The following is a 24,357-nucleotide window of genomic DNA, read 5'->3' on the forward strand; positions in this document are numbered from 1 at the left end:
TTCCTGTTACGGAAGAGGTCTCATCGGTCGGCAGGAAACTAGCGACAGCGGTTCGAGGGTGTCAAGGTGCTGGCAACCCGCCCCGTGGCCGCTTCTCGATGGTTGCCCATCGGCGATCACCGCGCTGCCGAGATGGCCAAGAATTGCGAGGTTGGCCGGATCTGTACGGCCACTGGTCCACCCCGGAAGACCAGCGCTCACGGGCCGTCAGGACTCCTGAGCGGCAGGTGTGGAGGCGGGTGCGGTGGGTGCCCGAGTGGCTGGATGTCCACCTTGCGCGGGCGCGAGCCGTGCCGCACGCCATGCTCCGCAGGGCGTTCCGGGGTGCGAGCCGACTTATCGCGTGCGCGAGCGGAGCGGCACTCTCTGTTAAATGCTCCAGCACAAAGTGAAGGTAGACCTGGATCCGGCCTGGCCGTCGGGACCCGGAGTCGAGGAGGTGGCGCGAGGACCCGATCACCCGTCGCCGTGGTGGGCGGGCCCCACCCGGGCCCGTACCGAGCAGGCCGAAAATGAGTGGTATCTACAAGCATTTGCTTGACGGGGAGGCGCGCTCCCGCATAGCGTCGCCCGCAGTAGCTGAGCAAGCGCTTAGGAGGGCGAGGGTGCCGCACCCCGATCGGTCCACGGACGGCTTGGCGACCGCGACGGCCGCCGCGACGGCGCTGACCGCGCCCGGCGCGCCCTTCGCCGTCACGGCGGACGAGAACGGCCGGCTCGTGTACGCCGCCGGGCCGCGCACCCTGCGCGAGTTCGCCGAGACCACCTGGGCCCACGGCGAGCGGCCTTTCCTCGTCGCCGAGAGCCGGAGCTACACGTACGCGGAGTTCTTCGCGGCCGCCTGCGCGCTCGCCCGGCGGCTCACCGAGGAGTACGGGCTGCGCCGCGGCGACCGTGCCGTCGTCGCGATGCGCAACCACCCCGAGTGGCAGATCGCCTTCTGGGCGGCGCAGCTGGCCGGCCTCGTCGCCGTACCGATGAACGCCTGGTGGACCGAGGAGGAGTTCGCGTACGCTCTCGACGACTGCCGGCCGCGCGTGCTGCTGGTCGACGGGGAGCGGGTCGCGCGCGTACGGGAGTGGGCGCGGGCGGCGGGCGTGCGCGGAGTCGTCTTCCACGGCGAGGCGGAGCAGGGTTTCGAGCGGTACGAGGACCTGCCCGCGCCCGACGTCGGCGGGCGGACGGCACTTTGGGGACACGACCAAGGACCGCCGGACGTGGAGGTCCGGCCCGAGGACGACGCCACCATCATCTACACCTCCGGCACCACCGGCCGCCCCAAGGGCGCGGTCGCCACGCACCTCGCCCAGGCCGGGGCCGCGATGAACCCGCGCTACCAGGCGGCGGACGCCGCGCTGCGGCGCGGCGAGGTGCCGGGGCTGGGGCCGGCGCCCGTGACGCTGATGACGTTCCCGTTCTTCCACGTCGCGGCGTTCACGGCGTTCTACTCCGCCATGGCGACCGGCGGCACGCTGGTGCTCATGCGGAAGTGGGACGCGGCCACGGCCCTGGAGCTGATCCACGAGCACGGGATCACGCACTACGCCGGGGTCCCGGCGACCGCCCTGCAACTGCTGGACGCGGCGGAGGAGAGCGGGAAGGGCCTCGGCCCTCTCAAGCATCTCAACACCGGCGGCTCCGCCGCCCCGCCCAGCCTGGTGACCCGCTGCCCCGGCGGCGTCGAGCCCCGCAACGGCTACGGCCTCACCGAGACCAGCGGCGGCGTCCTCGCCACGTACGGCGACGAGTACCGCCGCTTCCCCGGCGGCGCCGGGCGGCCGACCCCCGTCACCGAGGTGCGCGTCGCGGGCCCGGACGGGCGGCCGCTGCCCGACGGCGAGGTGGGCGAGCTGTGGCTGCGCGGCCAGACCCTGGTGCGCGGGTACTGGGGCGACGACAAGGCGACGGCCGAGGCGTTCACGGACGACGGCTGGTTCCGCACCGGCGACCTGGCGACGGTCCACGACGGGCGGGTCAGCGTCGTCGACCGGCTGAAGGACATGGTCATCCGCGGCGGCGAGAACGTGTACTGCGTCGAGGTCGAGGCCGCGCTCTACACCCACCCCGACGTGCTGGAGGCGGCGGTGCTCGGCGTCCCGCACCCCGTCCTCGGCGAGGAGGTCGCGGCCGTGGTCCGGCTCCGGGAGGGGACCCCGGCGGCTGTCGAGGAGCTGCGGGCGCACGCGGCGAGGAGCCTCGCCGCCTTCAAGGTGCCCGCCCACGTCCTGATGCAGGACGGGCCGCTGCCGCGCAACGCCACGGGGAAAGTGCTCAAGCGGGAGCTCAGGACGAGGTTCCCGAGCGCGTGACGCGGATCCGGTAGGTGCCGGAGCGGCGGTTCTCGGCCAGTACCGTGATCCGTACGCCGTTCTCGCGGTCGACGAAGGACTCGCCCGGCCGGAAGGGCGCGTCCGACAGCTCCGCGTGCACATTGGGGCGGCGCGTGCAGCCGCCGCTGTCGCGGTCGCTGTCCAGGACGGTGACCGGGCCCTCGCCGGTGTTCACGTCGGACCGTACGTGGTAGATGAGGACGCCGGGCTCGCAGACCGCCTCGTCGTTGCCCTCGCGGGTGCGGACCTCGACCGCGTACCCCATCTCCTCCGTCAGGGGTATGACCGCGAGCTTGGTGCCGTCGCCGCGGGTGGCGAGCGGGGCGAGGTCGTAGACGCGGCTGCCGGGGGACGCGGCGCACCGCACCTGGTCGTTGCCGAGCCAGCCGAGCTTCCACTTGTGCCAGCCCAGCAGGTCGTTGTTGGCGCCCCAGTCCTCGGACATGATGTCCCAGTGCCCGACCGCGCCGCCGCCCTCGGCCGTGTAGAGGTCGGGCAGGCCGAAGACGTGGCCGTTCTCGTGCGGCAGGACGCGGTAGCCCGTCTCGTGGTACGTACCGGAGCCGTCGTCCTGGCGGCTGTAGACGAAGGACGTGTGGGCGAGCGGGGTGCCGTCCGCGTGTGGGGCCTCGGTGTTGCCGGAGAAGGTGACGGACAGGACGGTGTCGAGGGCGGAGGGCCCCGCGTTCGGCGTGACCAGGATGTTGACCAGGTCGTACGCGCTGAAGTCGACCTTCGGGTCGGCGGCCTCCACGATGTCCTCGACGAGCTTGCGGTAGCCCGGCTCGTACGGCGAACCGCGCTCTATGCCGTACTCGGCGAACGGCATCGGCATCCGCAGCCAGTCGGGGAGGGGCGCCTCGGGACGGTAGACGAGCCGTCCGTACGAGCTGACGCGGAACCAGTCGGAGGTCTGCGGGAAGAACTCGGCGTACCGCTCCATCGCCGGGCCCTCACCGGGCGCGTCCGGAAAGTCGATCATCAGGTTGAGGGCGCGGACCTCGCCGGTGGAGCGCGCGTAGCCGGACGGGGTGGGGATGCCCTCCGACATCTGTACGCCCACGGTGGCCGGGATCCGGCACGGGCCGAGGGCGGCGAGCTCGTCGCCGGCGTTCTCGGCGGCGACGGGGCCCGCGGAGGCACGGGAGGAATCCGGGAGGGTCGTGCTCGCCGTGGCCAGCGTGGCGAGGGCGAGCGTGGTGGCCGCCCCGAGGGCGACCGGTCTGCGTATCCGCCGGCGCGTCCGCTCCATAGGTGCTGGTCGCCTTCGGTGTCCGCGGCAGGCGGCCGGATCCGCGCTGCGCTCCTGTCCGAACAGCCTGGGCCGGGCGGGTCGCGGGCGCGCGCCGGGTGGCCCGAACGTGGGTTTTTCCGCGGACGGGTGAGGGGCGCGGGCCTCTCCGGGTTGCGGAAACGCGGCCTTTCGGGTGGCGCCGGAGTGGCCTCGAAGAGACCTGGGAACGGCCGGGAAACGTCCTTTCCGGGACCCAATTTCTCCTTATGCTTTCGAGCGTGTTCGATTCCCGGTACATCAAGACCTTCCACGAGGTCGTCCGCACCGGTTCGTACACCGCCGCCGCCCGCGCCCTCGGCTACACCCAGCCGGCCGTCAGCCAGCAGATGAAGGCGCTGGAGCGGGACGTCGGCACGCCGCTGTTCACCCGCGTCGGCCGGGGCCTGCGCCTCACCGAGGCGGGCCAGGCCCTCACCCGCCACACCGGCACCATCCTCGACAGCCTCGCGGCCGCGCAGGAGCAGATCGACGCCATCGCCCGCCTGCGCTCCGGGCGCGTACGGGTCTGCGCCTTCCCCAGCGCCGGGGCGACGATCCTGCCCGAGGCGATGGCCCGGATGGCGGACGAACACCCGGGGATACGGGTGGAGTTGGTGGAGGCGGAGCCGCCGGAGTCGCTGCGGATGGCCGCGCGGGGCGAGTGCGACATCACGCTGGCCTTCAGCTACCCCGGCCTGCGCGTCGAGGTCCCCGACGAACTCGCCGAGTACAAGCTGCTGGAGGACCCGCTTACGGTGCTCCTGCCCACCGGCCACCCCCTGGCCCGCCGCCGCGCCGTCCACGTCGGCGACCTGCGGCACGAGCGGTGGATCGCCGGCTGCGCCCGCTGCCGCGCGAACTTCCTGCACGTCTGCGCCGAGGAGGGCTTCACCCCGGACATCGCCTGCACGACGGACGACAACCTGGTGATGCAGAGCCTGGTGGCGGCGGGCGTCGGCGTCGCGCTGGTCCCGGCGCTGGTGCTGTCGTTCCTGTGCCACGCGAAGGTCACCGGCCGGATGGTCGAACCGCACACCCGCCGCCAGGTGTACGCGTACGTCCTCCGCGACCACCTGCGGATCCCGGCCACGTCACTGGCGCTGGAGGCGATCGTCGCGGTGGCGGAGGCGAAGGTCGGCTGCTGAAGTCGCCGTCCATAAGCGGGTGTTGGGGTCCCGCCAACGAACTCTCCTTGGACGGCGTCGGCCCGCCGGGCCGACGCTCCCGCCATGACCACCCCCTCCATCGCTTCGCTGGAACCGACGGCCACCGCCCGTCTGCTGACGCTCGTCGGCGAGGTGCGCGCGACCGTGGACCGGGGCCTGCCGCCCGGACCGACGGCCCGGCTCGTGGCCGAGCGCCTCGCCCCGCACCTCGGCGCGCCGGACCTGCTCACCGCCGCCCAGTGCGAGGGCGACCCCGCCCGCTACCGCCAGCACGTGCTGCACGCCGAGCCCGACGGCTCCTTCTCGCTCGTCGCCCTCGTCTGGCTGCCCGGCCAGGCCACGCCGATCCACGACCACGTGGCGTGGTGCGTGACCGGCGTGCACGAGGGCGAGGAGCACGAGCGCCGCTACCGGCTCGTGCCGGACGGCGACGCGGCACGGCTGGTCACCACCGAGGACGTGGTCAACGCGCGGGGCACGGTCGCCGCGCTCGCGCCCCCCGGCGACATCCACCTCGTCCGGAACGGCGGCACCGAGACCGCCGTGTCCCTGCACGTGTACGGCGCCGACGTCACGCGGCTCTCCACCAGCATCCGGCGCGTGTACCGGCTGCCGGTGGACGTGTGATGACCCTCCTCGGCGCGCGGACGGCATCCGGAAGACAAGCCCTGGCCGCCGGGCCGCTGCGCCCGCTGCCCGGGCTCGCGCTCGCCGCCGGGGGAGCCGGTGCCGCGTGGCTGGCGCACCGCGCGCTGCCCTCCGTGCCGATGCTCACCGCCGCGGTGGTCCTGGGCGTCGCCGCCGCCCACGTCCCGGGGCTGCGCACCGCCGTGCGGGGCCGGGGCCGGTGCCGTCCGGGGCTGGGCCTGGCCGCCCGGCGGCTGATGCGGCTCGGGGTCGTGCTGCTCGGGCTGAAGCTGAGCCTCGCCGACGTGCTGGGCCTCGGCTGGCGCACGGTCGCGATGGTGCTCGCCGTCGTGGCCGCCACCTTCGGCGGCACGTGGTGGCTGGGGCGCCGGCTGCGGCTCCCCGGCGACCAGCCGCTGCTCATCGCCGCCGGGTACGCGATCTGCGGGGCCTCCGCGATCGGCGCGGTGGGCGCCGTGCGCGACAGCGACGAGGACGACGCCGCCGCCTCCGTCGCGGTGGTGACGCTGTGCGGGACGCTCGCCATCGCCGTACTGCCGCTGCTCCAGGGGCCCTTGGGCCTGACGGACGAGCAGTTCGGGCGGTGGGTCGGCGCCGGGGTGCACGACGTGGGCCAGGTGGTGGCCGCCGCGCAGACCGCCGGTCCGGCCGCCCTCGGCGAGGCCGTCCTGGTCAAACTCATGCGGGTCGCGCTGCTGGCCCCGCTGGTGGCGGCTCTCGTCGTCGCGTCCCGCCACCGCGACCGGCCCGCCCCGGACGCTCGGCCCGCCGGGCCTGCCGACCGGACGCGCCCGCCACTCGTGCCGCTCTTCGTCGCCGGGTTCCTCGCCATGGTGGCGCTGCGTACGACGGGCCTGGTCCCCGCGCCCGTCCTCGCGGCCGCCGGAACGGCCCAGGAGCTGCTCCTCACCGCCGCCCTCTTCGCCCTCGGCAGCGCGGTCCACCTCCCGAGCCTCGCGCGGACGGGCGCCCGGGTGGCGGCGCTGGGCCTCGCGGCGTGGGCGCTGGTGGCGGTGGCGGCGTACGCGGGGGTGCTGCTGACGGTCTAGGGGGTGCCTTGTCGATCTCGCCGGCTAGCGCAGCCAGGGCAGGTCGGCGCCCGGCTCCGAGGGCTGGAGCCCCTCCGCCATCAGCCGCATGATCTCGCCGAGCTGCTCGACCTGCTCGGGGCTGAGCCGGTCGAAGATGGCCTGCCGTACGGCGGCGACGTGGCCGGGGGCGCTGCGCTTGAGGACCTCATACCCCTCGTCCGTCAGGTAGGCGTTCTGGCCCCGCTTGTCGGAGGGGCACTCCTCGCGGCGTACCCAGCCGCTCTTCTCCAGCCGCGCGATCGCGTGCGAGAGGCGGGAGCGGGTGATCTTGGCCCCCTTGGCGAGCTCGGTCATGCGCATCCGGCGGCGGGGTGCCTGGGAGAGCTGGACGAGGAGGCCGTAGTAGATGTGCGGCATGCCGGCGTCGCGCTGGAGCTGGCGGTCGAGGTGGTCCTCCAGCAGCGTGGTGGCGTGCAGGTAGGCGCGCCAGACGCGCTGCTCGTCGTCGCTGAGCCAGCGCGGGCCGTCGTGATCGCTCATGCGTCCCACTCTACGTCTCTTGAAAGTTGAACTAGATAGCTGTTACGGTCGGGATCCGTAGAAGTTTAACTTTCAAGCACTACCGTCGAGCTCTGCTGTCGCGTACCGGCTGCGCGTAGTGTCGGAACCATCGACCCGGGAGTCGATCGCCATGACCCGGATGCCCGCCCTCTACCTCTCCCACGGCGCGCCCCCGCTCGCCGACGACCCCGTCTGGCCCGGCGAGCTCGCCGCCTGGTCGGCCGCCCTGCCCCGGCCCACCGCGATCCTCATCGTCTCCGCCCACTGGGAGGAGGCCCCGCTCGCCCTCGGCGCCACCACCACCGTGCCGCTCGTGTACGACTTCTGGGGCTTCCCCGCGCACTACTACCAGGTGCGGTACGCGGCACCCGGCGCGCCGCACCTCGCCGAGGCCGTCCGCGCACTGCTGCGCGGGCCCGGCACGCCCGTACAGGACATCCCCGACCGGGGCCTGGACCACGGGGCGTACGTCCCGCTCGTCGAGATGTACCCGGACGCCGACATCCCCGTACTCCAGATCTCGATGCCGACGCTCGACCCGGCGGCGCTGATGGACATCGGGCGCAAGCTGGCGCCGCTGCGCGACGAGGGCGTACTGATCGTCGGGAGCGGTTTCTTCACGCACAACCTGGCGGCGCTGCGGCACCAGGGCGTGCCCGGCTGGTCCGCGGAGTTCGACGAGTGGGGGCGCCTCGCCCTGGAGTCCGGCGACGTGGACGCGCTGCTCGACTTCGAGCGCAAATCCCCGGCCGGGAAGCTCGCGCATCCGCGCACCGAGCACTTCGCCCCGCTCTTCGTCACGCTGGGCGCGGCGGACGCGACGGCGGACCTGACGTCCGGGCGGAGCGTCGTGGAGGGGTTCTGGATGGGCCTGGCGAAGCGTTCGCTCCAGTTCGGGTAGCAAAAACGGGCAACGTGTGCAACCACCCTCCCTTCTCGCGTGTCTGAGTGATACGTGCGCACTGATGTGCGTGCGGCTCGCTCATCAGGAGGGACTTACTTGTCTTCCGTACGCACCACCCGCCGCCGGCTCGGCGCCGCCGTCGCCACCGTCCTCGCCGTGACGGTCGGTGCCGGTGTCCTCGCCTCGCCGGGGGCCGTGGCCGCCCCCGCGGCCGCCGCCCAGGCCGGGGCCACCACCGCCGCCGTGACCGGGGCGAACCTGCCGCTCGACGCCGAGATCGTCAGCACCGGCGACACCGGCTACCTCACGTCCCGCAAGGACGACGCCGGCAACCCGGTCCTGGAATGGCACAAGTACGCCGACGGCTCGGTGCTGCCGGTCACCACGGGCACCGTGGGCCACGGCAGCAACTCCGACATCGTCGTGACCAGCGACGGCGGCAGCACGGTCTACCTGAGGGACATGCAGGACGGCGGCACCCTGTCCGCGTCCTTCGACCTGGAGGCCGAGTTCAAGCCCGGCGCGAAGCTCGTCGGCGTCGTCGGCGCGAACCTCTTCGTGAGGGTTCCGACCGGCAACCAGGACTACCACGAGCTGTGGCAGCTCACCCCGGTCGACGGCGTCGCCAAGAAGACGCTGCGCCAGGGCGGCCCCTACGGCCTCGACTTCAAGGTCATCGCCTCCACGAGCGACGTCATGCTCGTCCTCAGCAGCAACCGGGTGTTCCCGAGCTCGGCGACCCGCAAGACCGAGTTCTGGATGACGCGCAGGAACGTCAACCCCGACTCGACCGTCAAGGAGGGCAGCAGCGCCTACACCGCCCCGTGGACCCACGCCTCGACGGGTGCCTACAGCGCCGACTACGAGACGTGGGTCGAGTACCGCAGCGGGGTCACCACGCTCCGCGTGGAGGGGCAGTACGTCCACCGGACGTACTCCATGGACAGCTCCATGAGCGGTGCCGTCATCGCCGGCGTCCTCGGGGACACCCTGCTCTACGGCGTCCCGGGCAAGGCGGCGGCGGCCGGCGAGGCGCCGAGCCCGCTGTACGCCCGGAACGTCAAGAGCTCCACGGCCGCGCCGTACAAGCTCCTGGAGCACTTCTCCAGCGTGGCCCAGGCGCCGGACGGCGGCTACCTCGTGCGCGGCGCCACGGCCGAGGCGGACGGGCTGTTCCGGATCTGGCCCGGGGACGACGGCCGCCCGACCGCCACGCTCGTCGCGGACACGGGCCGGGTCCTGCCCGTCACGGTGATGGGCTCGAAGGTCCCCACCGCGGTGAACCTGGAGACGCCGGGCACCACGGTCCCGATGGAGTGGACCCTCTCCCGCGCCGACGCCACCGTGGACGTCACGCTGACGCACACGGCCACCGGCAAGAAGCGCACCCAGCGCCTGACCCAGCCGGTCGCCGACAAACGCTTCGCGTACGTCTGGGACGGCGTCCTGGACGGCATCAGCGCCCCGAACGGCGCCTACACCTGGCAGATGACCGCCACCCCGGCGGACGGCACCGGCGCCCCGGCGACCGCCGCCGGCAGCTTCGAGGTCACGCGCCAGGCCAACCCGCACGACTTCAACGACAACGGCTCGACGGACGTCCTCGCGCGGGACGCCTCCGGCGTGCTGTGGCGGGACGACCTCTTCGACTGGCCGTCGAGCGGCGGCCAGGTCACCCCCGCCCAGCGGACGAGGGTCGGTTCCGGCTGGCAGGTCTACAACCAGATCGAGGCCACGGGCAACCTCGCCGGCAGCCCCGTGGGCGACCTCGTCGCCCGCGACACCTCGGGCGTCCTGTGGCTGTACACGGGCAAGGGTGACGGCACCTTCACGACCCGCGCCAAGGTCGGCACCGGCTGGCAGATCTACACCAAGCTCACCGGCGGCAGCGACGTCACCGGCGACGGCCGCGCCGACCTCTTCGCCACCGACACCGCCGGCGTCCTGTGGCTCTACAAGGGCACCGGCAGCGCGACCGCCCCCTTCGCCACCCGCACCAAGGTCGGCGGCGGCTGGCAGATCTACAACCAGCTCACCGCCGTCGGCGACATCGCGGGCAGCGCGGCCGGTGACCTCATCGCCCGTGACACCGCCGGCGTCCTCTGGCTCTACCAGGGCAACGGCACGGGCGGCTTCGCCACCCGCGTCAGGGTCGGCAGCGGCTGGAACGCCTTCTCCCAGCTCGTCGGCGCCGGCGACGTCACCGGCGACGGCCGCCCCGACCTGATCGCCTACGGCACGAACGGCACGTACGTCTACCGCTCGACCGGCTCGGCGACGGCCCCGTTCACCCGGCAGACGACCACGCTGTACGCGGGCGAGGGGAGCAAGTTCAACACCGTCGCCTAGCCGCCTGTCCGGCCCAGCTCCTTCTCGTACCAGGCGACGTCCCAGTACCGCCCGAGCTTCCGCCCCACCTGGGTGAACGTCCCGGTGTGGCGGAAGCCGAAGCGGGCGTGGAGCCGGACCGACGCGTCGTTCGGGACCGTGATGCCCGCGTAGGCGCGGTGGACGTCCTCGCCCGCGAGGGCGTCGAAGAGGCGCTCGTACAGCAGGGTGCCGATGCCGCGCCCGGCGGCGTCCGGGGCCAGGTAGACGCTGACCTCGACGGAGGTGGAGTACGCGGCCTTCGGCCGGAAGGGGCCGGAGGTCGCGTACCCGAGCCGGTGATCGCCTTCGTGGGCAACCAGAAGCCGGTGCGGGCCGTCTTCAGGGTGGGAACGCAGCCACGGAAGGCGCTGTTCGGGGGTGAAGGGGGCCGTGTCGAATGTGATGGCCGTCTCACGAACGTAGTGGTTGTAGATGTTTGTGAGGGCCCCGATGTCGGCCTCCGCCCCCGCCCTGACCTGCAGATCCGTCCGCGCTCGCGGCATGAGCCCTCCCTCGGTGGCCCGAGAGGATACTGCAAGATCGCGAAAATCGGTGGGTGCCATGGGAATTCTGTCCTGATTCCGGTCGTTGTTTCCGTCGGATGCAGGGCACCCGGAAGGGTGTCGCGACACCTACTCAGCAAGGGAGCTCGCATGGCAACCCGTGCCGTCGCCCAACGTCAGTCGGCCGCGACCCGTTCCGCCGCGTCCGGCACCGACCGGGGCAGCAGTGCTCGCGCCGTGGGCGGGGAGATCGCCGACCGCGACCTGGTCGGCATGTACCTGGACGAGATCGCGCGCACGCCCCTGCTCGACGCCGCGAAGGAGGTCGAGCTCTCCCAGACCATCGAGGCGGGCGTGTACGCCCAGCAGATCCTCGACGGCGAGGTGGAGAGCGAGGCGGGCGGAGCGACCCGTGAGGAGCTGGAGGCGCTGGTCGCCGAGGGGGAGCGGGCCAAGGACGTCTTCATCCGGTCCAACCTGCGGCTCGTCGTCGCGGTCGCCCGGCGCTACCCGCGCAGCGGCCTGCCACTGCTCGACCTGATCCAGGAGGGCAACGCGGGCCTGGTACGGGCGGTGGAGAAGTTCGACTACACCAAGGGCTTCAAGTTCTCGACGTACGCGACGTGGTGGATCCGCCAGGCCATCACCCGCTCGATCGCCGACCAGTCGCGCACGATCCGGCTCCCCGTCCATCTGGTGGAGGAGCTGGGCCGCATCCGCCGCGTGCAGCGCGAGTTCAACCGCGAGCACGGCCGCGACCCGGAGCCCGCCGAGATCGCCGAGGAGCTCGGGTCCTCGGCGGAGCGCATCACCGACGTCCTCGACTGGGCGCGCGACCCCGTCTCGCTGAACATGTCGGTCGACGACGCGGGCGAGACGCAGTTCGGCGACCTGCTGGAGGACACGTCGGCGGTGTCGCCCGAGCAGTCGGTGCTGACGCTGCTGCGCAGCGAGGAGCTCGACGACCTGATCGACAAGCTCGACCACCGCACCGCCTCGATCATCCGCATGCGGTACGGCATCGAGGACGGCCGCGAGCGCACCCTCACGGAGGTCGGCAAGGAACACGGCCTCACGCGCGAGCGCATCCGCCAGATCGAGAAGCACGCGCTGCTGGAACTGAAGCGCATGGCCCACGACACCGGCTTCGACGCGGCGGCGTAACCCTCGGGGGGCGCCGCCGCGCCGCTCTTCCGCTGCGCGGGGTGGTGGCTTTGCTGCCCGGTGGGCGCGGGGCGGGTGCCGGGGGCTCCGGCTGGGCCCCGCCGGGCTGGTAGCTCAGGCGACCAGTAGGTGCCCGTGGTCGTCGAACAAGGCGCGGACTTCCGGTACGTCCTCGAACCCTTGCAGGCGCCGCAGCACAGTGCGTGATCGCTCGGCCGTACGCTCGGACGCCAAGTCGCCGGACACCTCGATGACCTGCCGTGCTTCCTCCGCTGCCTGCTCAGGCTCATTCGCGTCGGCGAGGGCGACAGCCAGCCATGACCGGTACAGGGCCAGTTCCCGGGCGTGGGTGGCGTCGTAACGGCCGAGTACGCCGCTCAGGAGCGGCACGGCACGCAGGGGGCGTCGCAGCTCTGTGAGGACGCGGGCGTCCATGACCTCGAGTTCCTCACGGCTCACCCAGTAGGCCCATGCCGGTTCTTCCGCACCGTCCGTGTCCGTCAGGGCGTCGTGTGCCTCGCCGAGCGCACGCATCGCCTCTTGAGCCTCCCCGACTCGGGTATGCGCCCAGGCCACGCGGTCCAGAAACAGGGCGCGGGTCTTGGCCGGGGCGGCCGAGCCGGCTTCCGTCACGGCCGCACGCGCCAGCTCGACACCCTCGCGCTCCCGACCGGTATTGGCATGCTGGTAGGCGAGGCTGCCCGCCAGGTTGGCGACCAGCGGTCCGTTGCCCGCCTGGCGTGCGGCGGAGATCCCGAGCGTGTAGGCGCGCTCGGCCTCCTCATGACGCCCCGCGTCGGACGCGATCCACCCGGCGATCTGGGCAAGCTCGCCCACCTGTACGAGCAGGGCCCGCTCCGTTTCCTCGGTGTACGTGGCTTCGCGGTGCAGGTGTACGGCGGCGCTCAGCTCGCGGAACGCGGGCGTGATGAGATCGCCGCCCGCCAGGAGGTCGTCGGCGAGCCTGAGCCCGTGAACGCGCGCCGCGAGGGCGCTCACGGTGTCGCGGCCGATGCGACGCCCGGTGCGTGCCCTCAGTGGCTCGAGCGCGTCGCCGGGAGGAAGCAGCTCGGCAAGGGTTGTGGCGGATCCGGGAAGGTGGCCGTGCTCGTCGCCCCTGGCGTAAGCGGCAGCCCGTTCAAGATCGGCCAATGGCGCGCTCAGGGCCTGTGCGATGAAGGGCAGCCATGACTCCGGGACGCGTGCGCCGCGCTCCCATCGGGAGACCTCGTTCCGCGTGACCGACTGGACGCCGGACAGGGCGCACAGCATGTCGGCCAACCGCCGCTGACTGATCCCCGAGCGCTTACGCAGCCGCGCCAGGTACGCGCCGAACTGCCGCCTCCGCTCCCTCACCATGGCAGCCCCCTTCCCCTGCCAAGTCTGGCCCCTCCCTGGCCCCCTGTCCGGCTCCTCCCAGAGTTCTCCGGCAGCGATTTCATTCCATGAAAGGACCCCGGCGACCGCGCCAACGGCCCCGGGGCGTAGCCGATCTGAAGGAAGCAGACCGACATGCCATGCCTATCACGAGCACTCGAACGGGTGAGAGCGCTTCTGGTCGGGCCGCCTGCGCCCGGTAAACAGAGGTGCCCCGCCGCGCAGCACCAGCAGCAGCACCCGCAGCCTCGCCACCGCTCGCCGGAGGAATGGGGTGCCGTCCTGACCCGGGCGCGGCTGCGCCGGGCCTTTTACGCCGTGCCGCCCGCGACCGTTCCCGTACGCCGTTACGTGCTCGACCCGCAGGAACGGGAATGCGCCCTCGGCCCGGAGGTGGCGCGGTGACGCCGAGTCGTGTGGAGCCGTGGGCGCCACCGCAGGGGCCCGACGTCGAGTTGGTGCCCGCCGGTCGGTGGTGGGACGCCGTGAGGACGCCTTCGTGTATCGGGGTCCGTGTCCTTGAGCGGCTGGGCGAAGACGGCGGCGCGGTGATCGAGGACGGGTTCGGAGCCACGTTCTACTGGCTCGTGGGGCCAGGCGCGGCGGACGCGTGGGAGCTGCCGCAGCCCTACGTGACCGTCAGGGGGACCGCGACGTACGTCGCCGTGCCGCCCGTGACCCGCACGGAAGGCCCCGGCCTGCGCTGGGCCGTGCCGCTCTGCGCGACGCGCCACCTCACGGATCCGGCGCTGCTGCACGCCACCCTCGCGGCGGAGCTCGACGCCATGATCGGCCCGCGATGACCACCGAGCCGACGGAGCAGCGCCTCTTCGTGCTGGGCACCCTCCTCCTGCCCTGCGAGCCCTGCTGCGGTGCCCGCATTTTCGGCGGGAGCCACGACTGCACGGGCACGACCTCGATGGGCCTCACCGGCCGGGAGATCGTCCCGGTGCGGCCGGCACCCTGCCCCTGTGACCACCGGCCCTGAGGCGGAGGGCCCGTTGTAGCGGCCCGCCCCACTGGGCCTCGCCGTGGGTGGCGTACGGGCCGAAGGGGTTGGGCCTCCGGGCATGTCGAGCGGACGGCGTACGCGACACTGCCTAGGCCCCCACCGCCCGCCCCAGCCGCGCCGCCAGATCGCCGACGTACGACGCCAGCGCCTCCGGCCCGTGGACCGTGAACTCGCAGTCCACCAGGGCCAGCCGGACCGCGAGCCACTCCACCGCGTCGGCGGAGCGGGTGCGCAGGTGGCAGGTGTCGGGGCCCGTCGGGGTGGGGGCGAGGTGGTCGGGGAGGCGGGCCGCCACGAAGGAGGCGGGGGCCGCGAAGGTGACGTCCAGCTCGTGTTCCGCGCGCGAGCGCGCCGCCGAGTGCGACAGCATCTGGGCCGCGTCACCGCCCGGCAGCTCGCGGGGCGTGAAGCGCGCCCCGGTGGGGAAGGGCTCGCTGACGCGGTCGACGCGGAAGGTGCGCCAGTCCTCGCGCCCGAGGTCGTACGCGACCAGGTACCACCGCCACCCCGTCGAGACCAGCCGGTACGGCTCGACCTGCCGCTTGCTCTCGGCGCCGTCGCCCGCGCGGTACGCGAAGCGCAGCCGCTCCTGCCGGGTCACCGCGCCCGCGAGCGCGGTCAGCGTGGAGGGCGCGACCGTCGCGCCGTCGCCGCGCGTCAGCGGGATGGTCGCGCTCTGGAGGGTGGAGACCCGGTGCCGCAGCCGCGACGGCAGCACCTGCTCCAGTTTCGCCAGCGCCCGCACCGATGCCTCCTCGACGCCCTCGATGGCGTGCCCGGCCCCCGCCCGCAGCCCGACGGCGATGGCGACGGCTTCCTCGTCGTCGAGGAGCAGCGGCGGCATCGCGGCCCCGGCGACGAGCCGGTAGCCGCCGAGCGGGCCCTTCAGCGCCTCGACCGGATAGCCCAGGTCCCGCAGCCGGTCGATGTCCCGCCGGATGGTGCGCGCGGTCACGCCCAGGCGCTCGGCGAGCTCGCTTCCGGGCCATTCGCGCGGCGTCTGGAGGAGCGACAGGAGAGTCAGGAGTCGTGCCGGAGTGTCCGTCATGCCTTCCAGGATGCGGCCGCTATAGGACACGCCCTGTCCTATAGCCCGATTAGCTTTCCGGCATGACCTTCACGCAGGACCTGTCACCGACCAGCAGTCCCTCGGCGGCCGAACCGAAGAGCTCCGCCGAGGGCGCCGTCAGCGGCGCCGACCGGCGGCGCTGGCTCGCGCTCGCCATCGTCATGACCGCCGCCTTCATGGACCTGGTCGACGTCACCATCGTCAACATCGCCATCCCCAGCATCGAACGCGACCTCGCCGCCTCCTTCGGCGCGATCCAGTGGATCACCGCCGGGTACGCGCTCGCCTTCGCCGCCGGGCTCATCACCGGCGGCCGCCTCGGCGACATTTACGGCCGCAAGCGGGTCTTCCTCCTCGGGATGGCGGGCTTCACCCTCGCCTCCGCGCTGTGCGGCTTCGCCGCGAGCCCGGAGATGCTCGTCGGCTCACGCCTCCTCCAGGGCGCGATGGCCGCACTGATGGTGCCGCAGGTGCTGGCGATCATCCACGTCACCTTCCCGGCGCACGAGCGCGGCAAGGTGTTCGGCATGTTCGGCGCGATCGTCGGCCTCGGAGCCGTATCGGGCCCGCTCCTCGGCGCCCTGCTCACCCAGTGGAACCTCTTCGGCCTCGAATGGCGCCCGATCTTCCTGATCAACCTGCCCGTCGGCATCGCCGGCCTCATCCTGGGCCGCCGGTTCATCACCGAGTCGCGCGCCGACAAGGCGCTCCGCCTCGACCTGGTCGGCGTGGCGCTGGCGACGCTCGCCCTGCTGATGCTGCTGTATCCGCTGACGCGCGGCCGCGAGACGGGCTGGCCGCTGTGGGGCCACGTCTGCATGGTGGGCAGCCTGGCGGTGTTCGCCGCGTTCGTGGCGTACGAGAAGTACAAGGCGCGCAAGGACGGCTCGCCGCTCGTCGAGCTGTCGCTGTTCCGGGTGAAGAGCTTCGCCGCGGGCATCGCCGTACAGCTCACCTTCGGTGTCGTCCTGGGCATCTTCTTCCTGGTCTGGACGCTGTACATGCAGGTCGGCCTCGGCTGGAGCCCGCTGAAGGCGGGGCTGACCGGGGTGCCGTTCTCCATCGCCGTGTCCGTCGCGGCAGGCATGTCCGTGCAGAAGCTGGTGCCGCGCTTCGGGCGGAAGGTGCTCCAGGCGGGCGCGCTGACGATGGCCACCGGGCTGCTGCTCTACATCTGGGAAGCCGGGCAGTACGGCACCGGCATCACGCCCTGGCAGATGACCGCGCCGCTGGTGATCATGGGCGCGGGCATGGGCCTGATCGTGGCGCCGCTGACGGACGCGGTGCTGTCGGGGGTGCCGCGCGAGCACGCCGGTTCGGCCTCCGGTCTGATCAACACGACCGGGCAGATGGGCAACGCCCTGGGCCTCGGGCTGGTGTCGGTGGTCTTCTTCGGCACGGTCGACGAGGCGGCCCCGGTCCCGGCGCAGCTCGGCGCGGTGTTCGTGGACGCGTTCCAGAACGCGCTGTGGTGGGTCGTGGCGGTGCTGGCCCTGATCTTCGTGGTGATGTCGGCGCTGCCGGCCAAGCCGCAGCAGGAGTCGGGCGCGCACTGAGTCCGGCCGACACGGGGAAGGCCCGGCACCCGAGGGGGTGCCGGGCCTTCCCCGTGCCCGAGTGTGTTTACGTACGCGCCGACCGGGCGTACGGTGAGGGAAGAACAACACACTCGGGCATCGAACGGAAGCAATCCCACATGTACGCACCGGAGCGCCAGCACGAGATCGTGCGCCTCGCCCGCGAGAGCGGCCGGGTCGACGTGCTCTCCCTCGCCGAGGAGTTCCAGGTCACCGCCGAGACCATCCGGCGCGACCTCAAGGCACTCGACCGCGCCGGGCTGCTGCGCCGGGTGCACGGCGGGGCCATCCCGGCCGGGCGGCTGGACTTCGAGCCCGACCTCTCCGAGCGCGAGTCCACCGCCGCCGACGAGAAGGACCGCATCGCGAAGGCGGCACTCGCCGAGGTGCCCGAGGACGGCACCGTCGTCCTCGACGCGGGCTCCACGGTGGGGCGTCTGGCGGCGGTCCTGCCGCCGGACCGGTCGCTGACCGTCGTCACCCACGCCCTGCCCGTCGCCGCGCGGCTCGCCGACCACCCCGGCATCGCGCTCCACCTGGTCGGCGGCCGGGTCCGGCACAGCACGCGCGCCGCCGTCGACGCGTGGGCGCTGGCGGCGTACGGGCAGATCCGCGCCGACGTCGCCTTCGTCGGCGCGAACGGCTACTCCGCCGCACACGGCCTGACCACCCCGGACCTCGCCGAGGCCGCCGTCAAGCGGGCCGTCGTCGCGGCGGCGCGCCGCGTGGTGCTGCTCGCCGACTCCGGCAAGTACGGCCAGGAGCACTTCGCCCGCTTCGGCGGCCTCGCCGACGTGGACCTCCTCATCACCGACACCGGGCTCGCCCCCGAGGACGCGGCGGCCATCGAGGCGGCCGGCACGGAGGTCGTACGCGCATGATCCTCACGGTCACGCCCAACCCCTCGCTGGACCGGACGTACGAGGTGCCGGCGCTGGAGCGCGGCGGGGTGCTGCGCGCCACCGGCGAGCGCACGGACCCCGGCGGCAAGGGCGTCAACGTCTCGCGGGCCCTCGCGGCGGCGGGGCACCGCACCGTCGCGGTCGTACCGCTCGGCGGCGCGCCGGGCGCGCTCGTCGCCGAGCTGCTCGCCGCACAGGGCATCGAGGTCGCCGCGGTCCCGCTCAAGGGGGACACGCGTTCCAACATCGCCGTCGCCGAACCGGACGGCACCCTCACCAAGATCAACGCGCCCGGGCCCGCACTCACCCCCGCCGAGTCCGAGGCGATCCTCGCGGCGGTCGGCGCGTACGCGTCCGCCGCCGACTGCACCTGGGTCGCCTGCGGCGGCAGCCTGCCGCGGGGCCTGCCACCCGAGTGGTACGCCGACCTCGTGACGCGCGCGCACGGGTACGGGGCACGCATCGCCCTGGACACCTCGGGGCCCTCGCTGCCGGCCGCGCTGCGCGGCCGGCCCGACGTGGTGAAGCCCAACGCCGAGGAGCTCGCCGAGGCGGTCGGCCGGCCCCTCGCCACGGTCGGCGACGCCGTCAAGGCGGCCGAGGAGCTGCTGGCCGCGGGCGCGGGAGCGGTGCTGGCCAGCCTCGGCGCCGACGGCCAGCTCCTCGTCACCGCCTCCGGCGCCCTCTACGGCCACGCCGCCGTCCCCGCCGGCTCCGTACGCAGCGACGTCGGCGCCGGCGACGCCTCCCTGGCGGGCTTCCTCGCGGCGGGCGGCGAAGGCCTGGACGCCCTCGCGGCGGCGGTCGCGCACGGAGCGGCAGCGGTCCAGCTGCCCGGCAGCGAGATGCCGACCCCCACGGACCTGGACCCGTCGGCGGTCACCGTCACCGCCGACGTACCCCTCGACCTGGCACTCGGCGAGCAAGGAGCCCTCGATGCATGAGCTGATCACCGCGGACCTGGTCGACCTCGACCTGGCCGCGCGGACGAAGGAAGACGCGGCCCGCTCGCTGGCCGAGCGCATGGTGGCGCGGGGCCGGGTGACGGACCTCGACGGCTTCCTGGTCGATGTGGCGGCGCGCGAGGCGCAGATGCCGACGGGCCTCGACGGCGGCATCGGCATCCCGCACTGCCGCAGCGCGCACGTGACGGCGCCGACGCTCGCCTTCGGGCGCGCGGCCGACGGCATCGACTTCGGCGCGGCCGATGGCCCCGCGGACCTGGTCTTCCTCATCGCGGCCCCCGCGGGCGCGGACGACGCCCATCTGACGATCCTCTCCTCGCTGGCCCGCAGCCTGCTGGACCCCGACTTCACCTCCGCGCTCCGCTCCCTGAGCTCGCCGGAGGCCGCAGCCGCCCTGATCCGCGGTGACGCCACCGCTGCGGCCGGCGGTACGGAGCAGGAGCAGGAGCAGGAGCAGGAGCAGGAGCAGGAGCAGGAGCAGGACCGGGAGCCCGCGGCCGCGGCCGTGGCCGATGCGCCCGAGCCCGAGCCCGGGCCCGAGTCCGAGCCCGCGCTCTTCCGGGTCGTCGCGGTGACCTCCTGCCCCACTGGTATCGCGCACACCTACATGGCCGCCGAGGCCCTCGAGCGGGCCGGGCAGGACGCCGGGGTCGAGGTGGTCGTCGAGACGCAGGGGTCGGCCGGATTCGCGCGGCTCGACGCGGACGTCATCGCCGGCGCCGACGGCGTGATCCTCGCCCACGACGTGCCGGTCCGCGACAAGGAGCGGTTCGCCGGGAAGCCGACCGTCGACGTCGGCGTCAAGGCGGGCATCAACCGGGCCGCCGAGCTGATCGCCGAAGTCCGCGGCAAGGCCGAGCGCGGGGAGGTCACCGCCCCGGCAGCCCCGGCAACCCCGGGCGCCCCCGGCACTCCCGTCGAGAGCTCCGGCGAGCCGGGCGAGGGATACGGCACCAGGCTGCGCACGTGGCTGATGTCGGGCGTCAGTTACATGGTGCCGTTCGTCGCCGCCGGCGGGCTCCTCATCGCCCTCGGCTTCGCCATCGGCGGCTACACCATCGACAAGGCGCCCTCCGTCGCCGAGCAGTTCGCCTGGGGGCAGGCCGACAGCTGGGCCGCGCTGCTGTTCCAGATCGGCGGCCTGGCCTTCCAGTTCCTCATCCCGGTCCTCGCCGGTTACATCGCGTACGGCATGGCCGACCGCCCCGGGCTCGTCCCCGGCTTCGTCGGCGGCGCCGTCGCGCTGACGATCGACGCCGGGTTCCTCGGCGGCCTCGCCGCCGGACTGATCGCGGGCGGCGTCGTCCTGGCGATCCGGCGCGTCACCGTGCCCGCCCCGCTGCGGGGCATCATGCCCGTCGTCGTCATCCCCCTCCTCTCCGCCGCGGTCGTCGGTTTCCTGATGTTCCTGGTGGTCGGCAAGCCCATCGCCGCTCTCCAGAAGGCGCTGACCGACTGGCTGTCGGGCCTGACCGGTGCCAACGCCGTCGTCCTCGGCGTGGTCCTCGGCCTGATGATGTGCTTCGACCTCGGCGGCCCGCTGAACAAGGTCGCGTACGCCTTCGCCATCGGCGGCCTCGCCCACCCGAACGAGGGCTCCCTCAAGGTCATGGCCGCCGTGATGGCCGCGGGCATGGTCCCGCCGCTCGCGATGGCGCTGGCCACCGTCGTACGGGCCAAGCTGTTCAGCCGCGCCGAGCGGGAGAACGGCAAGGCCGCCTGGGTGCTGGGCGCCTCGTTCATCACCGAGGGCGCCATCCCCTTCGCCGCCGCCGACCCCCTGCGGGTCATCCCGTCGGCGATGGCGGGCGGCGCGGTCACCGGCGCCCTGTCGATGCTCTTCGAGTGCACCCTGCGCGCCCCGCACGGCGGCGTCTTCGTCGTGCCGCTGATCGGCAACCCGCTGCTCTACCTGGTCGCCGTCCTCGCGGGCACGCTCGTCACCGCCGCGCTCGTCGTCCTGCTCAAGGGCCATGCCCGCAGGACGGCGGCCACCCCGGCCGGACCGGAGGCCGACACCGCGGCCAGGGTGGCCGTCGCCGCCTGAACGGCGCCGGTCGGCGTCAGCGCACCCGCGCGCGGTGCTCCATCGCCTCGCGCGCGGTGCGCTCGTCCTCGTACACCTCGCACATGTGGCGGCCGTCCGGCGTCGCCGTGTGCTCCACCTCCCACACGCTCATCTCGGTGCCGTCCAGCAGCAGGAACCCGTGCTCGTACAGCGTGAACCCCGCCTCACGGCCCGCGACGCTGCACTGGCGGCCGAACACCTGCCTGATGTGGTGCGCGAACGCGCCGCGCAGCCGCGCCGCGACCTCGCGGCCCGGCCGGTCGGCGTTCTCCGCGCGGCGCAGCACCCGGCGCGCGTGGTCGGCGGAGTCGTCCGGTTCGTACAGCGGAGCCGAGGCCGCCAGGGGGTCGGACATCAGCGCGCCCAGCACGTCCATGTCGAACTCCAGCTCCAGGCCGTCGTCCGCGGGGTCCGGGAAGGCACCGGCGGCGCCGCCGTGCAGGCGGGACGCGGCGAGCCGGACGTCCGACTCCTCCGTGTACAGCTCGTGGTGGTCGGCGCCGTCCCGTCCGCTGTTGTGCACCAGCTCCCACAGGGTCAGCGACGAACCGTCCGCCAGCAGGTACGTATGCCGGTACGTCGCCCGGTGCAGCCGCGCGCTGTAGTGCGACGAGTGCAGCGAACTGGCGTGGGCCAGCGCCGAGTCCAGGCGCTCGACCAGGGCATCGGGCAGCTCGAAGGAGTTGAGCGCCCGACCCAGGAGACGCTCGAGGTGGGTCTCCGGCGTTTCGTAAGGATCGTTCGGAACGTTCAAGATGGGACTCCAGGCCGTCGCCGCGTGTCACTTGATGCTTGCTTAAGGTAGTGCCTGGGTCGGACAACGCGACCGGCTTCGGCAAAACGAAGGGCGCACGTGACCGGTTCCCGCGCCCCCTCACCGCCCTGGCCGCCCGCCGGTCAGCCCCCGTACAGCTCGCGGTACGACGGAAAGTCGCCACCCGGCCCCGACACCGACCCGGCGGCCTCCACCGCCCGCACGATCGCCCTGGTCACGACGGACGCCCCGGCCGCCAGCACCTCGTTGAGCGCCAGCGGATGCGCTGCACGCGCCGGTTCCGTGAGCGGGCGCGCGCCGGTCGTGAGGGCGAAGACCGTGTCGCCGTCATTGAGCAGGTGCACGGGCCTGACGGCGCGCGCGATGCCGTCGTGCGCCGTACCGGCGAGCTTGTGCGCCTGGGCGCGCGTCAGGTCGGCGTCCGTGGCGACGACGGCGAGGGTGGTGTTCAGCGGCGGCGGGCCCCCGCTGCGCTCCCGCGCCGCGGCGAGGCGGCGCAGCGCCGCCTCGTGCACCCCCGGATCCGGGAACGCGGGCCGCGTCCCGTCGCCGTACCGCCCGTACAGCACGCCCGTGGCGGGATCGACGGCCGAGCCGACCGCGTTGGCCACCACCAGCGCGGCGACGGTGACACCGGAGTCCAGAACGGTGCTCGCCGTGCCGACACCGCCCTTCATGGCGCCGACCACCGCGCCCGTCCCGGCGCCCACCGCACCGCACTCCACCGGGGCCCGCTCGGCGGTCGCGGCCGCCGCCTCCACGGCCGCGCGCCCCGTCGAGGCGTCGGGGCGCGCGGCGAAGTCGCCGCCCCGGCCGAGGTCGAACACGCACGCCGCCGGCACGACCGGCACCACGTGCGTCGGGCCGGGACCCACCCGCACGCCGCGGCCCCGCTCCTCCAGCCAGGCCATCACCCCGGCCGCCGACTCCAGCCCGTACGCGCTGCCGCCGGTCAGGACCACCGCCTCGATGCGCTGGACCACATTGCGCGGGTCGAGCGCGTCCGTCTCCCGGGTGCCGGGGCCTCCGCCCCGCACGTCGACGGCCGCGACGACCCCGCCCTCGGGCGCCAGGACGACGGTGGTGCCGCTCAGCGCGCGGTCACCCGCGACGCGCGCGTGCCCGACGCGGAGCCCGGCGACATCGGTCAGTGCGTCATTGGTTGCCATCCCCCCTACGTACCACGCGCGGCCGTCCGCCAGGTGAGGGTCACCCCGCTCGCCACCGCCGCCGCCGCGACCAGCCCGGCCGCGAGGACGGCCCAGCGCCCCGCGAACGTACAGAGCAGGATCGCCAGCGCCGCGCTCGGCAGCACGAGCTGCTGGGCGATACCCACCTTGAAGTAGCGGGCGTGCAGGGCCCAGACGAGCAGCAGGAACAGCGCGGAGGGCAGTGTCACGGCGGCCGCGGCGGCGATGTCCGACACGTGCGCCTTTCCGACCGCCTGCTCGACGGCGACCTCGATGCCCGCGCCGATCGCCGCCGCCGACGCGGAGATCCCGTAGTGGCCGTACCCCCACAGGAACGCCTCGCGGTTGGAGCGCAGACGGCGATCGGCCGGAACCACGAAGTACACCCACCACGCGGCGAAGATCAGCAGCAGCCCGCCGGCGGCGATGGGCAGCAGCTCGCCCAGCGCGTCGTTCTCCTCCACCCCCGTCTTGACCCCGACCGTCGCGGCGGCGATCGTCTCGCCGAGCACGATGATCGTGAACAGCCCGTACCGCTCCGCGATGTGGTGCGCGTGCCAGCTGCTCGCGAAGTCCCGCTCGGCGAGCGGCGGTACGGCCATCTCGGCGAGCGCCATCACCAGGAACACCCACGGCCTGAACCCCTCCGGCACGAACAGCAGCGCCGTCCACCCCACCTGGCAGGCCGCCACCCCGCCCGCGTACCGCAGCGCCATGGTCCGCTCGGCCCCGGAAGCACCCCGGGCGGCCCGCAGCCACTGCGAGGCCAGCGCGAGCCGCATCACCACGTACCCCAGCCATACCACCAGGAACTCGTGCTCCTCGAAGGCGCGCGCCACCCCGGCGGCGAGGATGAGGACACCGGCGATCTGGACGAGCGTCACGGTCCGGTACAGCGCGTCGTCGTTGTCGTACGCCGACGCGAACCACGTGAAGTTCATCCACGCCCACCAGATGGCGAAGAACACCATCACGTAGCTGACGAGCCCCTCCCCGGCGTGCCCCTCGGCGACGGCGTGCACCAGCTGCGCCCCGGCTTGGGCCACCGCCACGACGAAGCACAGGTCGAAGAACAGCTCGAGGAGCGTGGCGGCACGGTGCGCCTCGTCGCGACGGCGCGACACCAGGGGCCGCACGGGCCGCATGCGGGGAGTGGAGGTCATCGCCCCACCACAGCAGAGCGCGTGGGCGCGGACGCCGACCGTGGTACGCCGTCACCCGCAAAGTCCCCACAACGGGCGAAGCCCGGGTGCTCCCCCTACGGTGACCGCGTGCCCACCCCACCACGCGACATCCCGCAGCCCGCCGAGCCCGGAGCACCCGAAGAGCCCGCGCCGGGCGAGCCAGGCCGGCAGGACGAACCGGAGGACCAGCCCGCCCCGACCGGCGACCCGGCGCCCGGAGAGCCGCCCGCGCCCACCGGCGACCCCGGACCCGCGGAACCGCCCGCGCCCACCGAGTAGACGGGGACC

General features: G+C 73.4%; 22 protein-coding genes. 14 read left to right on the forward strand and 8 right to left on the reverse strand.

The genetic code is table 11. The features are described 5' to 3' along the window. The first annotated feature begins 605 nt into the window (after positions 1–605). Entirely contained in the window at positions 606–2,309 is a 1,704-nt protein-coding gene (locus ACIRNI_RS07980; protein ID WP_403549345.1) for an AMP-binding protein, read from the forward strand. On the opposite strand, the gene ACIRNI_RS07985 is transcribed toward ACIRNI_RS07980, so the two are convergent. Continuing rightward, entirely contained in the window at positions 2,284–3,582 is a 1,299-nt protein-coding gene (locus ACIRNI_RS07985) for a M6 family metalloprotease domain-containing protein (RefSeq protein WP_403549347.1), read from the reverse strand. The two genes, ACIRNI_RS07980 and ACIRNI_RS07985, sit on opposite strands and share 26 nt — an antisense overlap. Before the next feature lie 260 nt (positions 3,583–3,842). Between ACIRNI_RS07985 and ACIRNI_RS07990 the strand changes: the two genes are divergently transcribed. From ACIRNI_RS07990 to ACIRNI_RS08000, 3 genes are all read left to right on the forward strand, one after another. Then, complete coding sequence (locus ACIRNI_RS07990) at positions 3,843–4,748, forward strand: LysR family transcriptional regulator (RefSeq protein WP_403549349.1); 906 nt, start codon at positions 3,843–3,845, stop codon at positions 4,746–4,748. 84 nt (positions 4,749–4,832) lie between these two features. After that, positions 4,833–5,396, forward strand: a complete 564-nt coding sequence (locus ACIRNI_RS07995) for a cysteine dioxygenase (RefSeq protein ID WP_403549351.1) — start codon at positions 4,833–4,835, stop codon at positions 5,394–5,396. Continuing rightward, positions 5,396–6,466: a YeiH family protein gene (locus tag ACIRNI_RS08000; RefSeq protein ID WP_403549353.1), complete on the forward strand. Its 1,071-nt coding sequence runs from the start codon at positions 5,396–5,398 to the stop codon at positions 6,464–6,466. Before ACIRNI_RS07995 ends, ACIRNI_RS08000 begins: the two co-directional genes overlap by 1 nt. A 24-nt stretch (positions 6,467–6,490) precedes the next feature. On the opposite strand, the gene ACIRNI_RS08005 is transcribed toward ACIRNI_RS08000, so the two are convergent. Then, positions 6,491–6,988: a MarR family winged helix-turn-helix transcriptional regulator gene (locus ACIRNI_RS08005; RefSeq protein ID WP_403549354.1), complete on the reverse strand. Its 498-nt coding sequence runs from the start codon at positions 6,986–6,988 to the stop codon at positions 6,491–6,493. Positions 6,989–7,139: 151 nt separating this feature from the next. Here ACIRNI_RS08005 and ACIRNI_RS08010 point away from each other — a divergent pair, with 151 nt between their 5' ends. Then, complete coding sequence (locus ACIRNI_RS08010; protein ID WP_403549356.1) at positions 7,140–7,910, forward strand: dioxygenase; 771 nt, start codon at positions 7,140–7,142, stop codon at positions 7,908–7,910. A gap of 99 nt (positions 7,911–8,009) precedes the next feature. Beyond that, positions 8,010–10,262, forward strand: a complete 2,253-nt coding sequence (locus ACIRNI_RS08015; RefSeq protein WP_403549358.1) for an FG-GAP repeat domain-containing protein — start codon at positions 8,010–8,012, stop codon at positions 10,260–10,262. Here the strand turns inward: ACIRNI_RS08015 and ACIRNI_RS08020 are convergent. Further along, positions 10,259–10,786, reverse strand: a complete 528-nt coding sequence (locus tag ACIRNI_RS08020) for a GNAT family N-acetyltransferase (protein ID WP_403549360.1) — start codon at positions 10,784–10,786, stop codon at positions 10,259–10,261. The two genes, ACIRNI_RS08015 and ACIRNI_RS08020, sit on opposite strands and share 4 nt — an antisense overlap. A 150-nt stretch (positions 10,787–10,936) precedes the next feature. On the opposite strand from ACIRNI_RS08020, the gene ACIRNI_RS08025 reads away from it, so the two are divergent. Further along, positions 10,937–11,950 (forward strand): RNA polymerase sigma factor RpoD/SigA, encoded by a 1,014-nt coding sequence (locus ACIRNI_RS08025; RefSeq protein ID WP_403549362.1) that lies wholly within the window; start codon positions 10,937–10,939, stop codon positions 11,948–11,950. Between the two features lie 114 nt (positions 11,951–12,064). On the opposite strand, the gene ACIRNI_RS08030 is transcribed toward ACIRNI_RS08025, so the two are convergent. Continuing rightward, the gene (locus ACIRNI_RS08030) at positions 12,065–13,309 is read right to left on the reverse strand and encodes a helix-turn-helix domain-containing protein (protein WP_403549363.1); all 1,245 of its coding nucleotides are present in this window, start codon (positions 13,307–13,309) and stop codon (positions 12,065–12,067) included. 566 nt (positions 13,310–13,875) lie between these two features. Here ACIRNI_RS08030 and ACIRNI_RS08035 point away from each other — a divergent pair. Next, the gene (locus tag ACIRNI_RS08035) at positions 13,876–14,130 is read left to right on the forward strand and encodes a hypothetical protein (RefSeq protein ID WP_403549366.1); all 255 of its coding nucleotides are present in this window, start codon (positions 13,876–13,878) and stop codon (positions 14,128–14,130) included. Continuing rightward, complete coding sequence (locus ACIRNI_RS08040; RefSeq protein ID WP_403549368.1) at positions 14,127–14,315, forward strand: hypothetical protein; 189 nt, start codon at positions 14,127–14,129, stop codon at positions 14,313–14,315. The genes ACIRNI_RS08035 and ACIRNI_RS08040 overlap by 4 nt, the downstream gene beginning before the upstream one ends. Before the next feature lie 112 nt (positions 14,316–14,427). Here the strand turns inward: ACIRNI_RS08040 and ACIRNI_RS08045 are convergent, their stop codons facing one another. Next, positions 14,428–15,387 (reverse strand): helix-turn-helix transcriptional regulator, encoded by a 960-nt coding sequence (locus tag ACIRNI_RS08045; RefSeq protein ID WP_403549370.1) that lies wholly within the window; start codon positions 15,385–15,387, stop codon positions 14,428–14,430. Positions 15,388–15,449: 62 nt separating this feature from the next. Between ACIRNI_RS08045 and ACIRNI_RS08050 the strand changes: the two genes are divergently transcribed. The 4 genes from ACIRNI_RS08050 (at position 15,450) to ACIRNI_RS08065 (ending at position 20,899) form a co-directional block, all read left to right on the forward strand. Beyond that, positions 15,450–16,964 (forward strand): MFS transporter, encoded by a 1,515-nt coding sequence (locus tag ACIRNI_RS08050; RefSeq protein ID WP_403549372.1) that lies wholly within the window; start codon positions 15,450–15,452, stop codon positions 16,962–16,964. A gap of 140 nt (positions 16,965–17,104) precedes the next feature. Then, the gene (locus ACIRNI_RS08055; protein ID WP_403549374.1) at positions 17,105–17,866 is read left to right on the forward strand and encodes a DeoR/GlpR family DNA-binding transcription regulator; all 762 of its coding nucleotides are present in this window, start codon (positions 17,105–17,107) and stop codon (positions 17,864–17,866) included. After that, positions 17,863–18,831: a 1-phosphofructokinase gene (gene pfkB, locus ACIRNI_RS08060; protein ID WP_403549376.1), complete on the forward strand. Its 969-nt coding sequence runs from the start codon at positions 17,863–17,865 to the stop codon at positions 18,829–18,831. The genes ACIRNI_RS08055 and pfkB overlap by 4 nt, the downstream gene beginning before the upstream one ends. Then, complete coding sequence (locus ACIRNI_RS08065) at positions 18,824–20,899, forward strand: fructose-specific PTS transporter subunit EIIC (RefSeq protein ID WP_403549378.1); 2,076 nt, start codon at positions 18,824–18,826, stop codon at positions 20,897–20,899. Before pfkB ends, ACIRNI_RS08065 begins: the two co-directional genes overlap by 8 nt. Positions 20,900–20,915: 16 nt before the next feature. Here ACIRNI_RS08065 and ACIRNI_RS08070 read toward each other — a convergent pair whose 3' ends face one another. From ACIRNI_RS08070 to ACIRNI_RS08080, 3 genes are all read right to left on the reverse strand, one after another. After that, a complete protein-coding gene (locus tag ACIRNI_RS08070; RefSeq protein WP_403549380.1) occupies positions 20,916–21,674 on the reverse strand; it encodes a DUF6227 family protein in 759 nt (252 codons plus the stop codon). A 143-nt stretch (positions 21,675–21,817) separates the two neighbouring features. Continuing rightward, entirely contained in the window at positions 21,818–22,864 is a 1,047-nt protein-coding gene (locus tag ACIRNI_RS08075) for a P1 family peptidase (RefSeq protein WP_403549382.1), read from the reverse strand. Between the two features lie 5 nt (positions 22,865–22,869). Further along, positions 22,870–24,048, reverse strand: a complete 1,179-nt coding sequence (locus tag ACIRNI_RS08080; protein WP_403549384.1) for a low temperature requirement protein A — start codon at positions 24,046–24,048, stop codon at positions 22,870–22,872. Between the two features lie 108 nt (positions 24,049–24,156). Here ACIRNI_RS08080 and ACIRNI_RS08085 point away from each other — a divergent pair, with 108 nt between their 5' ends. Beyond that, positions 24,157–24,348: a hypothetical protein gene (locus tag ACIRNI_RS08085; protein ID WP_403549386.1), complete on the forward strand. Its 192-nt coding sequence runs from the start codon at positions 24,157–24,159 to the stop codon at positions 24,346–24,348. Positions 24,349–24,357 lie beyond the last annotated feature (9 nt).

Origin of the sequence: Streptomyces sp. NPDC093546, from assembly GCF_044765045.1 — a bacterium.
Lineage (GTDB): Bacteria > Actinomycetota > Actinomycetes > Streptomycetales > Streptomycetaceae > Streptomyces.